The 13251-nt window shown below is 35.7% G+C and carries 10 protein-coding genes; 6 read left to right on the top strand and 4 right to left on the bottom strand.

What is annotated here, in order from left to right:
* The first annotated feature begins 132 nt into the window (after positions 1-132).
* Positions 133-813: a transposase gene (locus COZ07_RS04525; RefSeq protein WP_406607397.1), complete on the top strand. Its 681-nt coding sequence runs from the start codon at positions 133-135 to the stop codon at positions 811-813.
* A 13-nt stretch (positions 814-826) separates the two neighbouring features.
* Here the strand turns inward: COZ07_RS04525 and COZ07_RS04520 are convergent, their stop codons facing one another.
* The 3 genes from COZ07_RS04520 to COZ07_RS04510 all read right to left on the bottom strand — a co-directional run bounded on the left by COZ07_RS04520 (position 827) and on the right by COZ07_RS04510 (position 5293).
* Entirely contained in the window at positions 827-2704 is a 1878-nt protein-coding gene (locus tag COZ07_RS04520; RefSeq protein WP_406607396.1) for an ABC transporter ATP-binding protein, read from the bottom strand.
* A complete protein-coding gene (locus COZ07_RS04515) occupies positions 2701-4458 on the bottom strand; it encodes an ABC transporter ATP-binding protein (protein ID WP_406607395.1) in 1758 nt (585 codons plus the stop codon). Before COZ07_RS04515 ends, COZ07_RS04520 begins: the two co-directional genes overlap by 4 nt.
* Before the next feature lie 136 nt (positions 4459-4594).
* Positions 4595-5293 (bottom strand): B3/4 domain-containing protein, encoded by a 699-nt coding sequence (locus COZ07_RS04510; protein ID WP_406607394.1) that lies wholly within the window; start codon positions 5291-5293, stop codon positions 4595-4597.
* Between the two features lie 477 nt (positions 5294-5770).
* Here COZ07_RS04510 and COZ07_RS04505 point away from each other — a divergent pair, with 477 nt between their 5' ends.
* From COZ07_RS04505 to gatB, 5 genes are all read left to right on the top strand, one after another.
* The gene (locus COZ07_RS04505; protein ID WP_406607393.1) at positions 5771-6397 is read left to right on the top strand and encodes a transposase; all 627 of its coding nucleotides are present in this window, start codon (positions 5771-5773) and stop codon (positions 6395-6397) included.
* 131 nt (positions 6398-6528) lie between these two features.
* Complete coding sequence (gene ligA / locus COZ07_RS04500; protein ID WP_406607392.1) at positions 6529-8553, top strand: NAD-dependent DNA ligase LigA; 2025 nt, start codon at positions 6529-6531, stop codon at positions 8551-8553.
* Between the two features lie 111 nt (positions 8554-8664).
* Complete coding sequence (gene gatC / locus COZ07_RS04495; protein WP_406607391.1) at positions 8665-8958, top strand: aspartyl/glutamyl-tRNA amidotransferase subunit C; 294 nt, start codon at positions 8665-8667, stop codon at positions 8956-8958.
* A 154-nt stretch (positions 8959-9112) separates the two neighbouring features.
* A complete protein-coding gene (gene gatA / locus COZ07_RS04490; protein ID WP_406607390.1) occupies positions 9113-10603 on the top strand; it encodes an Asp-tRNA(Asn)/Glu-tRNA(Gln) amidotransferase subunit GatA in 1491 nt (496 codons plus the stop codon).
* The gene (gatB, locus tag COZ07_RS04485; RefSeq protein WP_406607389.1) at positions 10600-12048 is read left to right on the top strand and encodes an Asp-tRNA(Asn)/Glu-tRNA(Gln) amidotransferase subunit GatB; all 1449 of its coding nucleotides are present in this window, start codon (positions 10600-10602) and stop codon (positions 12046-12048) included. The genes gatA and gatB overlap by 4 nt, the downstream gene beginning before the upstream one ends.
* A 119-nt stretch (positions 12049-12167) precedes the next feature.
* On the opposite strand, the gene COZ07_RS04480 is transcribed toward gatB, so the two are convergent.
* Positions 12168-13251: AarF/ABC1/UbiB kinase family protein (locus COZ07_RS04480; protein WP_406607388.1), on the bottom strand; the 1084-nt coding region annotated here is incomplete at its 5' end.

Raw genomic sequence — 13251 nt, 5'->3', positions numbered from 1 at the left:
CCCAGCTTATTCTTCTAAAAGGAGTATGATAAACAACCGATACAAAGGGAGGATATCAAATGATGAGCTGGTAAATAGGGACAGACACCTATTTTAATTGACTTTGCCTCTACAAAGACTTATAATCTATCTATGCCAAGAATAGCACGAGTCGTTGCAGCGGGGTACCCGCACCATATCACTCAAAGAGGGAATTATCAACAAAAGATATTTAATGATGATACTGATCGAATAAAATATCTTTCACTTCTTAAAGAGGAGAGTAGTCGCTATCACTTGATCATATTAGCTTACTGTCTTATGTCCAATCATGTGCACTTTATGGCGATTCCCCAAAGAGAAGATTCCCTGGGAAAGGTATTCAAATATACTAACATGAAGTATTCTCAGTATTATAATAACAAAATGAGGGTAAGCGGCCATCTCTTCCAGGGCCGCTTCTTCTCCTGTGTCCTGAATGAGCAACATATGATAGCCTGTACCCGCTACATAGAAAGAAATCCGATAAGGGCAAATCTGGTTAAAAAACCCTACTTATGGTCCTACTCCAGTGCAAAAATACATTGCGGAATCGATAAATACGACCCATTAGGTGTTAACCAGCTTTTTGATTATATTGAGAAAGAACCAAAAGAATGGAAGGAATTTATAGAGGCACCTGACAATCCCGATGAAATGGATGGGATCAGGGAAAAGACCAAAACAGGACGGCCTCTTGGACCCAATGATTTTATAGAAAGACTTGAAGGACAACTTAAGAGAGTTTTTAAGTTAAAGCCGAAAGGAAGGACTAAGAAGAAGGTTGATAAATAGGTGTCTGTCCCTATTAAAATTCTTTAAGGTTCAATCCAACGAATTGGCTGTTATACAAGTCAGCATAGAAACCATCCTGTTTTAGTAATTCTTGGTGGGTTCCTTTTTCAATAATACTTCCTTGATTCATCACCAAAATTAAGTCTGCATCACGAATAGTGGATAGTCGGTGAGCAATAACAAAACTGGTTCGCCCTTCCATCAGAGCAAGCATGGCCTTTTGAATATGAATTTCTGTCCTGGTGTCCACACCGCTGGTTGCTTCATCAAGAATCAATATGGCCGGATCGGCCAAAATAGCTCGGGCAATGGTCAATAATTGTTTTTGACCTTGAGAAATATTATTGGCTTCTTCATTAAGAATGGTATCATAGCCATCCGGAAGTGTTCTGATAAAGTGATCGGCGTAAGCTACTTGTGCTGCTTGAAGAATTTCTTCTTCCTTAGCCTTCTCTCGGCCGTAAGCGATATTTTCTTTAATACTTCCTTTTAACAACCAGGTGTCTTGCAGAACCATTCCAAAAAAACTTCTCAATTTTCCACGTTCCATATCACGAATATCTATGCCATCAACGGTGATTTTTCCATCGTTAATTTCATAAAAACGCATGAGTAAATTAACCAAGGTTGTTTTCCCTGCGCCTATAGGACCTACAATGGCAATAGTTTGACCTTTCTTTACATCAATACTCATATCTTCTATGAGTATTTTTTCTTCGCTGTATCCAAACTTAATATGCTCAAACTTAACATCACCCTTTGGCTGATCTAAATGAAGCAGGTCTTTTTGATCCGGTATTTGTTCAGTTTCATCAAGAACCTCGAAGACACGTTCAGCGGCCGCAATGGTTGATTGAATAATATTAGCAATATTAGAGGTTTGGACAATCGGATGTGAAAATTCCCTGGAATATTGAATAAACGCTTGAATGTTACCAATGGTTACCTTTCCTCTGATCACTGCAATTCCACCCAAAATGGCAATAAAGACATAGCCAAGATTACCGATGGCCATCATCAAAGGCATAATAATTCCTGATATAAATTGAGCTTTCCATCCGGCATCATAGAGTTGATCATTCACTTTATTGAATTTAGCAATGGATTGCTTTTCATAATTGAAGACTTTGACAATTTTGTGACCGGTGTACATTTCTTCCACCTGACCGCTCAATTGACCTAAATATTTTTGTTGTCTGGCAAAGAATTTTTGTGATTGCCTGGCAATAACTTTGGTAGCCAAAAAACTTAAAGGTAAAGTAACCAAAGCAATTAAAGTCAACATCGGACTAATGGTTAGCATCATAACCACAATTCCGACCAAGGTTACTATGGCAGTAATTAATTGGGTAATACTTTGTTGAAGAGTGCTGCTGACGGTATCAACATCGTTGGTCACCCGACTGAGTATTTCACCATGGGTTCTTCCGTCAAAATATTTTAAAGGTAATCGGGATAATTTAGCATTAATATCTTTTCTCATCTCATAAACGGTTTTTTGCGCCACATCAGCCATAATATACTGTTGAATATAATTAAATATAGCACTGATGACATATAGCCCGATTAAGATTAAGATAATATTTGAAATATATTTAAAATCAATGGCAGCGTTAGGAAGGCCTTTCATTTTCATGAGAAAACCTTCAAATAATTTAGTGATTGCTTGTCCCATCACTTTTGGGCTGACAATACTAAAAACCGTACTGGCCACTGCCGCTAAGAAAATAATAATAAACTTCACTCTATAAGGTTTTAAATAAATGAGTAATCGTCGGAGCGTCCCTTTAAAATCTTTGGCTTTTTCTATCGGTTTACCTATGTTATGAGGACCGGCACCACGACCAAATCCCATCATCGGTCTTCCTGGTTTTAGATCTTTTTCACTCATGACCATTCCTCCTCTGAGAGCTGTGAAGCCACGATTTCTCTGTAGACTTCACAGGTCTTAATTAAATCCTGGTGTGTACCCATACCGACAATTTTACCTCCATCCAAAACCATAATACGGTCTGCATCCATAACCGTGGTGACACGTTGGGCAATAATCAAAACAGTATCTTTTTTGGTCTCTTTTTTAAGCGCTTGGCGTAATTTTGCGTCGGTTTTAAAATCAAGAGCGGAAAAACTATCATCAAAAATATAAATTTCAGGATGTTTGGCCAAAGCTCTGGCAATAGACAGTTGTTGTTTTTGGCCTCCTGATACATTGGTTCCTCCTTGAGCAATCTGAGAATCGTAACCTTGCTCCAGGGTAGAAATAAATTCTGATGCCTGAGCAATCTTGGCCGCTCTGATAATTTTATCACCGGAAAGGTCATTAGTTCCAAAACTGATATTTTCTGCAACGGTTCCCGTAAAGAGAACGGCTTTTTGAGGAACTAATCCAATCTTAGCACGTAATTTTTCTTGAGTTAATTCACGTATATCCACACCATCGACTAAAATGCGACCCGAGGTCACCTCATAGAATCTCGGAATGAGATTAACTAAGGTTGATTTTCCGGAACCTGTACCTCCGATAATCGCGGTTATTTCCCCCGGCCTAGCACTAAATGAAATTTTCTCAATAGCCGGTTCTTCCGCACCTTGATAATAGAAGCTAACTTCATCAAATTCAAGATAGCCTCTTTTCCCTTCTTCTGATCTTGCTCCTTCTTCCATCTTTAATTCGCTCTCTTCCGGTATCATCGGATCCTTAATTTTCGGTTCGATATCTAATACTTCATTAATTCGAATAGCTGATGCTGATGCTCGAGGTATTAAGATAAACATCATGGCTAATATAATTAAAGAAAACATAATTTGCGAGGCATATTGAATAAAGGCCATCAAATCGCCGACTTGCATACTACCACTATTAATTCGTATGCTTCCGAACCAAAGAATAGCTATGATGGTCAAATTAAAAATTAACATGACTAAAGGCATCAAAATAGCCATCAGCTTGTTCACTTTTATAGCTGTTTCCGTTAAATCAAGATTGGCCTCATTAAATCTTTTCTTTTCATAATTATCCCGATTAAAGGCTCGAATAACTCTTATACCGGTTAAATTTTCTCGAAGAACCAGATTAAGATGATCCAATTTAATTTGCATTGATTTGAAAAGCGGCATACTTTTTTTACTGAGTAAAACAATAAGTAGGGTTAAAATCAGTAAAATAACCACCAGAACCAAGGATAATTTAGCATTCTTGGAAACTGCCATAATAATACTACCAATACAAAGCATCGGTGCTCTCAGGAAAAGCCTAAGCATTACAACCAATTGCTGAATTTGGGTAATATCGTTAGTCGTTCTGGTGATAAGAGAGGCAGTTCCTTTTTCATCAAATTCTTCTAAAGAAAAACTTTCTACTTTGGTAAATACTTTAGTCCGAAGGTCTCTTCCGAATCCGGTCGCTACTTTAGCGGCCCAGTAACTTCCAAAAATGGCACTAATCATTCCAATAACCGCAATCAGAAGCATCCATCCTCCAATTCTTATAATATAAGCAATATCCCCATTGATAACCCCGGTATCCACAATATCCGCCATAAGCGTGGGTAGATATATTTCCGAAAATGATTGTAAAAAAACAAAAACCATAACCACGATTATCGACAGGGTATAGGGCTTTAGATTTTTAAATAATTTAATCATGAAGAAATCCTTTCCGGTCAGTAAAATTTTCTTATTTCTAAATTTTATAAAACTTTTTCTACTAATCTAATTTACTAAAAACTTTTTGTATTTTTTCAAAGTTATCCTTCAATTTTAAAGAATTAATTAAACCACTTCATATTTCCATTTCTTGATTATTTATATCTAGGAAGCCTTTTTTAGTCTTACAGTTAAAATATTTTTTAAGCAATATTTCCAATTCATCTGCTGCTTTAAGCACCCTTTCTTTATTGGTCTGGAATCCATCGATAGGAAAAAAGATATTTTTTGAATTTTCATCAATCTTACCAATATTTGATTGTCTCCAAATCCATCTTCTGGTTCTAATTTTTTTAGAATCAGCGTAGACTAATTCTCCACTATCCAAAACTTCCACTACTTCTTCTCCTAGAGAGGTAAAGGTATCTCCCTGCCTGGAAAATCTTACCGCAATTTCTCCTTCCAGGGCATCCAGATCATGGGCTCCCATGGGTAGTATGTACTTTAAAGAAATACTGTTTCCTAAATCTACCACCGGATTTATGGAAGGCAAAACATTCCCCTTGGAGACTCTTTTTACCATAGCTTCCACTGAACTCATAAATTTATTGGGATTAAGGTTTAATTTATTAAAAGCATCTCTATAGGGTATTATCCCTTGATATTCTTTTAAGTTTATACCTTTAAGGTTATTCTCCACCTTGCTCATTTCATTTTTCATCAGCTCATATATTTCTGGGATATTTTGCTTATTATTAATATGGTAACCTACTGCCACACCAAAACATAAATCTGGCAATTTTTCAAACACTTCATCATAAACTTTAAATCTCATGGTCCACTCCACTAAAATACCTTTGAATACCTTACTCCAAAAAAGGAAAGGGGTCAAATCTTTATTCTTGAAGTGTGACAAAGAACCTCCCCCTGACACATTCATATATATTAAAATAACTTGAGTTTTAAGCTAATTTTGTTATATACTTATTGTGGTTATGTTACAAAAAAAGGCAGAATGATTTATTTACTAGGTTATCGATTGAGCAGGTAGGGGCGTATTGCATACGCCCCTACGGTAGAAGCCTATTGGTTACGCCCAACAGGTAGAGGTATATCGAACGCCCAACCCGTAGGGGCACGATGAATCGTGCCCTCGACAAACGGAAAACAATAAAACAGGAAGGGCACCATTCATGGTTGCTCCTACAACAGGAGAAAATGAGAGGGCGTATGCAATACGCCCCTACAACAGGAGAAAATAAGAGGGCGTATTGCATACGCCCTTGATAGCCATTAAGAAGGAAAAATATAAATGCTCATAAATAAGGATAACCATAGTAGTAATTCCAGTAAATATCATCGACATTCCCTTAGAATAAAAAACTATAATTATTCTATACCGGGTGCATATTTTATTACCATTTGTACCTATCTTAAGGAAAATTTACTGGGATATATAAGCGAGGGCAAAATAGAATTGAAGGTATTAGGAAAAATTACTGCCAGAGAATGGTTAAAAACTTTTCAAATTCGTAAAAACATTCAATTAGATGAATATGTGATTATGCCTAATCATTTTCATGGGATTATAATAGTATTAACGGACAATAGTAGGGGCGTATTGTATACGCCCAACACCGGTAGGGGCGTATTGCAATACGCCCCTACAAATAAATTTCACTCCCCCTCTCAAACAATTGGCTCGATTATACGTGGGTTTAAATCTGCTGTTACCAGACAAATTAAAGGTTTAGACTATCCCCTTTTATATTCTATATGGCAGCGTAATTATTATGAACATATTATAAGAAATGAGAACGAATTAAATCGGATTCGTGAATATATTCAAAATAATCCCTTAAAATGGGAATATGATAGGGAAAACGGTGAGGGAAAACCTGATGAAATAGAAAATATTTTTTGGAAAAATTTTAGTTAATATTTATTAGAAAATGAGGGCGTATGCAATACGCCCCTACAGGAGAAAATGAGGGCATATACAATATGCCCCTACAAATTATGGTGACTTGGTTTGACAAAACTTTAAAATAGAAGAAATAAGATAAAAAAATGACTTTTAATTCCAATAATATTAAAAATAAGATAGAAAAATTAAGAGAAGAAATAAGATATCATAACTATCGATACTATGTATTAGATGACCCATCTATTTCTGATACCGAATATGATCAATTAATGAAAGAATTAATGGAATGGGAAAAGAAATATCCTCAATACCTTACTTCTGCTTCCCCCACGCAAAGAGTAGGGATAGAGCCAGTTCCAGAATTTACCACCGTACAACATATTACTCCTATGTTAAGTCTGGCTAATGCTTTTTCGTCCGAAGAATTGCGAGCTTTTGACCAGAGGATAAAAAAATTAATTCCTCAACAAAAATTAGATTATGTAATAGAGTTAAAGATTGATGGACTTGCAGTCGCTTTAGTCTATGAAAATGGCATCTTGGTAAGGGGAGCTACCCGAGGAGATGGGATAACCGGGGAAGAAATTACTTCCAATATTAAAACCATAAAAACTATACCATTAAAATTATTTGGTGATGACCTTCCTTCCCATTTGGAAATTTATGGAGAAGTTTATATGAAAAAAAGTGATTTTAAGAAGTTAAATGAAGATAGAATAAAAAAAGAGGAGTATTTATTCGCCAACCCTCGGAATGCAGCAGCTGGTTCAGTACGGCAATTGGATCCTCAGATTACTGCACAAAGACATTTAGATACCTTTATTTATCAAGCTACTTTTCCTGAGGGACCTAAATTTAAGAATCATATAGAAGTCTTGAATTATTTAAAAAAGATAGGGTTTAAAGTAAACCCCCATATCCAGCTCGGTCAGGATATAGAAGAAGCTATAAGCTATTGTCAAGAGTGGATAGAAAAAAGAGAAGACCTTGATTATGAAATCGATGGTATGGTTATTAAAGTTAATTCTTTAAGACTAAGGGAAGAATTAGGTTCGACTACCCGAAGCCCTCGTTGGGCTATTGCTTATAAATTTCCTGCTCAGCAGGTAACCACAAAAATTCGAGATATTATTGTTCAAGTAGGGAGGACTGGAGCCCTAACTCCAGTGGCTATGCTTGACCCGGTTAAAATATCCGGCTCAGTAGTGCAGAGAGCAACTCTACATAATGAAGACGAAATTAGAAGAAAAGATATACGAATTGGGGATACCGTCTTAGTTCAAAAAGCTGGAGAAGTAATACCTGAAGTGGTTAAAGTAATTAAGGAGAAGAGAACTGGTAAGGAAAAAGAATTTGTGATGCCTTCTAAATGTCCAGTATGTGGGGCAAAAGTATCTCGATTAGAAGGTGAGGTAGTCTCTCGATGCAATAGCCTCACTTGCTTAGCTCAACTAAAGGAAAGAATAAGGCATTTTGCCTCTCGAAATGCCATGGATATAGAAGGATTGGGTCCTGCCATAATTGACCAATTAGTGGAAAATGGACTCATTAAGAATGTTTCGGATTTATATTTTTTAAAAAGAGATGATTTAATCTCCCTGGAGCGGATGGCTGAGAAATCTGCGGATAATTTAATGAATGCAATTGAAAAAAGTAAAAACCGATCTTTGGCTAATTTAATTTATGGTCTGGGAATACGCTATGTTGGGGTTCATACCTCTGAAGTGATTACCAGATATTTTCCAACTTTAGATCAATTAAGGAAAATTAATTTAGAAGAATTGATAGAGATTAACGAAATTGGACCTAAGATTGCAGAAAGTGTAATCCTTTTCTTTAAAGAAAAAGAAAATTTAGATATTATGGAAAGGTTAAGAAGTGTTGACTTGAACTTTGGTCAGAAAGAAGAGAAAAAGAGAAAAAAGAAAAGAGTCCAAATTTTTACTGGAAAACAATTTGTTTTAACTGGCCTCTTAAAGGATTTTACCCGCACTCAGGTCACAGAAATAATCGGTGAATTAGGAGGCAGGGTTACCGGTAGTGTGAGCAAGAAGACTGATTATGTGGTGGTAGGAGAAGATCCAGGATCAAAATACGATAAAGCCCAAAAATTAGGAATAACTATTATTAATGAAGAGGAATTTAAAAAAATAATAACTAGTGAATAGTGAATAGTCGTTAGTCGTTAGCTGTAGGGGCGTATTGCCTGTCTGCGTGCGGACCTGTCTGCGTGCGTACGCACAGGCAGGCAATACGCCCCTACAGCCTTGGAGGATAATATGACTGAAAAAATAATTACCAAGAAAGAAGTAGAATATGTGGCTCAATTGGCTAATTTAGAATTTAAGGAAGAAGAAAAAGAAGAATTCACTTCTCAATTAAATTCAATTTTAGATTATTTTAAAAAGTTAAATGAACTCGATACTGAAAGAGTTGAACCTACTGCTTATGTTATTTCCATGCCTAATTTACTTAATGAGGATAAGGTTGAGCCATCTTTACCACAGGAAGAAGTACTTTCCAATGCTAAATATGTTAAAAAAGGTTATTTCAAAGTCCCTAAAATAATATAATCTAAAATATTAACTTGGTCATCCCGGTGAAGCCTTGCTTCATTGGGGTCATTCCGTTGTAGGGGTTCGATTCATCGAACCCGTAAATAAGCGGGTCGGATAAATCCGACCCCTACCTCGACAAATTTGTCTAAACCAAGAGGAGGAAAGATAATTGAACTTAAACCGATTAACTGCACATGAAGTTATCAACTTAATTAAAAAGAAGAAAGTAACTGTCTTGGAAGTTATCCAGGATATTTATAATCAAATAGATAAATTTGATCATATAATTAAAGCTTTTTTAATTCTTAATCGAAAGGAAGCCTTGCAACAAGCTAAAGAAATAGATCTAAAAGTAAAAAATGAAGAAGAACTACCTCCCTTAGCTGGTGTAGCAGTTGCTATAAAGGATATAATTACTACCAAAGGATTAGAGACTACTTGCGGTTCAAAGATACTCAAAGGTTTTATCCCGCCCTATAATGCCACAGTAATTAATAAATTAAAGGAAGCGGGAGCTATAATAATCGGAAAAACTAATATGGATGAATTTGCGATGGGTTCATCTACTGAAAATTCTGCTTTCGGCCCTACTTGTAATCCCTGGGATTTAGAAAGAGTACCTGGTGGCTCCAGTGGTGGTTCCGCTGCTGCAGTGGCAGCAGATGAGGCATTTATTGCTTTAGGTACAGATACTGGTGGTTCTGTCCGGCAACCTGCTTCATTTTGTGGAATGGTAGGATTAAAACCTACTTATGGAAGGGTATCCAGATATGGCTTAGTTGCCTACGCCTCATCCTTAGACCAGATAGGTACTATAGCTAAAGATGTAACTGATTGTGCTCTGATGATGAAAGTTATATGCGGCCATGATCATAAAGATTCTACTTCAGCAAATTTAGAAGTTCCTGATTATCTAAAATCTTGTCAAGAGGGGATAGAGGGATTAAAGATTGGCGTCCCCCAGGAATATTTTATTGCAGGAATAGATCCAGAAGTTAAGGATGCTATTGATAAAGCCTTAAAATTATTTGAAAAATTAGGGGCAAAGATAGAGGAAGTTTCACTACCTCACACCGAATATTCTTTACCCACTTATTATTTAATTGCTACTGCGGAAGCAAGTTCTAATCTTGCCCGTTATGATGGGGTGCAATATGGTTATAGAACAGAGGATTATGAAGACTTGTCTTCTATGTATAAGAGGACTAGAAGCGAAGGTTTTGGCCAGGAAGTAAAGAGAAGGATTATGTTAGGAACTTATGCTTTAAGTTCAGGATATTATGATGCTTATTACTTAAAGGCGCAAAAAGTTCGTACTTTGATTAAAGAGGATTTTGATCAAGCCTTTAGTAAATATGATATTCTTATTACTCCTACTTCTCCTACTCCGGCTTTTAAACTGAAGGAAAAAGTCGCCGATCCTTTAACTATGTATTTGTCTGATATCTACACTATTCCTATTAATTTAGCTGGTATTCCAGCCATCTCTCTTAATTGTGGATATAATAAAAATAACCTGCCTCTAGGTTTACAGATTATAGGTAAACCGTTTGACGAAGAGACCATACTGCGAGCAGCTTATAATTTTGAACAGCATAGCGAAGTAGAAAAGAAAAAACCAGAGATATGCTCAACCAAAGGTAAGGAGGAAGCAGAATGAGAGAAGAGGTAGTAATTGGCTTAGAGGTCCATATTCAACTAATGACTAATGCTAAAATGTTCTGCCACTGCAGTACTGATTATATTGGTAAAGAACCTAATACCAATACCTGTCCAGTATGTTTAGGCTTGCCCGGATCCTTACCGGTACTGAATAAAAAAGTTTTAGAATTTGCTCTAAAAACCGCTTTGGCTTTGAATTGTAAAATTAATCCGCTAAACATATTTCATCGAAAAAACTATTTTTATCCTGATTTACCCAAAGCTTATCAGATATCTCAATATGATATTCCCTTAGGGGTAAATGGAGATATGGAAATATCTCTTCCTGAAAACCAAGAGAAACGAAAGATTGGCATTACCCGGGTGCATCTAGAAGAAGATGCTGGTAAATTGGTTCATGAAGGGGATATTACTTCATCCTCTTATTCTCTGGTAGATTACAACCGTTGCGGGATTCCTTTAGCCGAGATTGTAACCGAGCCTGATTTTAGTTCTCCTGAAGAAGCTCGGATATTTTTAATGAAATTAAGAAGTATCGTTCAACATCTGGGAGTATGTGACGGTAATATGGAGGAAGGTTCGATGCGTTGTGATGCCAACGTTTCCATAAGAGATACAAAAACTGGAACTTTGGGAATCAAAACAGAAGTGAAGAATATGAATTCCTTTCGAGCAGTGAAGAAAGCCTTACAATTTGAAGTAGATCGACAAAAGAAACTTTTAAGTGAGGGGGAAAAGGTAATCCAGGAAACCAGACATTGGGATGAATCGAAAAATATTACAGTTTCTATGAGGAGTAAAGAAGAGGCTCATGATTATCGCTATTTCCCCGAACCAGATCTACTACCCCTTCAGGTAGATTTAAAGATGATAGAAGAAACCAGGAAAAATCTTCCCGAGCTTCCTGAAGAAAGAAAAAACCGTTTTATTAAAGATTATCAAATTCCTGAATATGATGCCGAAATATTAACTTCGAGTAAAGCATTGGGCGATTATTATGAGAAAACTACTTCTCTATATTCTAATAGCAAGATTTTAAGTAATTGGATTATGGGTGAATTAATACGTTATTTAAATGAGGATAAAGTAGAGGTAGAAGATTCTCCTATTTCACCTGATAACTTAGTAGAAATGTTGAAACTAATAGATAAGGGAGTAATTAGTAGTAAGATGGCTAAAGAAGTCTTCGAAAAAATGTTTAAGACTGCTAAAGGTGCTTCTCAGATTGTTAAAGAGAGTGGAATTATTCAGATTACCGATGAAAATGAATTAATAGAGATAGTAGATAGGGTAATCAACGAAAATCCTAAATCAATAGAGGATTTTAACCAGGGGAAAGAGAAAGCCCTCCACTATTTAGTGGGACAGGTAATGCGTTACACTGACTGTAGGGCTAAACCAGACTTTGTATTTAATGCCTTAAAACAAAGAATAAAGAAATAGGTTAAAAATAAATGTAAATGGGGTCAAATCTTTATTCTTGACAAATAATTTAATTAACTATCAAAAATAAAGATTTGACCCAGGTAATTCCATTTAAGTAAAAATATTGAATCTTTATTTCACATTTTTCCTGAACGGAGAATCATAATTACTAAGCCCAAACCCAATATAGCTGCAATTAAAAAACCAAAAACTCCAATAACTGGAAATCCCATAAAATGAGGACCTTTATCGGTCTGCATAATTAAAGAAGAACCAACAATAATAGCAGCCAGAATTAGACTATAAGATAATCTGTTTATAGATCGATCTAAAGCAGTGATTAAATTTTCTAAACCTCGATGTTGAAATTCTAATTTAAAGACACCTTCTTCCATCTTTTTTAAGGTCTTACTTAATTGTCGGGGTATTAAAATTATCAAATTATAAAGTTCAGTTAATTCGTTTAATAATTTTAATATAAGACGTTGAGGGCTTTTTCTCTCTAGAATAAGATCTTGGGCATAGGGTTTGGCTACTTCAGCAAGATTAAAATCTGGGTCAAGTTCTAATCCAATACCTTCAATGTTAAGGAGTGATTTACCAAGTAAAGCAAATTCAACAGGCATCCTTATATGGTACTTTATGGCAATATTCACTAACTGATTAATCAGTTCCCCTAATTTAATTTCCTTTAATGATTTATCATAATATTGATCTAACATTTCTTTAATATCTATCTTTAAAGAACGGGTATCAATTTCTTGGGAAGTAATTCCTAAGTTTAGCATCTCGTTGATAATTTTATCAGGTTTGCGCTCTAATATGGCTATAAATAAATCTACTCCCTTTTCTTTGATCTCTTCATCCAGTCTTCCCATCATCCCAAAATCCATAAACCCGATAATTTCATCTTTCATAACTAACATATTCCCAGGATGAGGGTCAGCATGGAAAAATCCATCGATTAATATTTGTTTCATGAAAGCTTTAGCTCCATTTTCAGCTATCTTCTTTCTATCATATCCTGCTTTATCCAATTCTTCGATACTATTTATCTTTATTCCCTGGATAAGTTCCATAGTTAAGATACGTTTACTACTGAATTTCCAGTATATTTTTGGGGTATAAATTGTTTCATCATCTTCAAAATTTTTTCTAAATCTTTCTGCATTCCTTCCCTCGGTTCCATAATCCAGCTCAAGTCTAATTGCTTTAGCAAAT

It is taken from the genome of Candidatus Infernicultor aquiphilus (assembly GCF_002784285.1).
Lineage (GTDB): Bacteria > Atribacterota > Phoenicimicrobiia > Phoenicimicrobiales > Phoenicimicrobiaceae > Infernicultor > Infernicultor aquiphilus.
The sequence above is the reverse complement of the archived record's forward strand: the minus strand, read 5'-3'. Positions and strand labels throughout refer to the sequence as shown.

Coding starts and splice junctions, on each gene's coding strand:
- COZ07_RS04525 (WP_406607397.1), top strand. CDS start 133: ATGCCAAGAATAGCACGAGTCGTTGCAGCGGGGTACCCGCACCATATC.
- COZ07_RS04520 (WP_406607396.1), bottom strand. CDS start 2,704: ATGAGTGAAAAAGATCTAAAACCAGGAAGACCGATGATGGGATTTGGT.
- COZ07_RS04515 (WP_406607395.1), bottom strand. CDS start 4,458: ATGATTAAATTATTTAAAAATCTAAAGCCCTATACCCTGTCGATAATC.
- COZ07_RS04510 (WP_406607394.1), bottom strand. CDS start 5,293: ATGAGATTTAAAGTTTATGATGAAGTGTTTGAAAAATTGCCAGATTTA.
- COZ07_RS04505 (WP_406607393.1), top strand. CDS start 5,771: ATGCTCATAAATAAGGATAACCATAGTAGTAATTCCAGTAAATATCAT.
- ligA (WP_406607392.1), top strand. CDS start 6,529: ATGACTTTTAATTCCAATAATATTAAAAATAAGATAGAAAAATTAAGA.
- gatC (WP_406607391.1), top strand. CDS start 8,665: ATGACTGAAAAAATAATTACCAAGAAAGAAGTAGAATATGTGGCTCAA.
- gatB (WP_406607389.1), top strand. CDS start 10,600: ATGAGAGAAGAGGTAGTAATTGGCTTAGAGGTCCATATTCAACTAATG.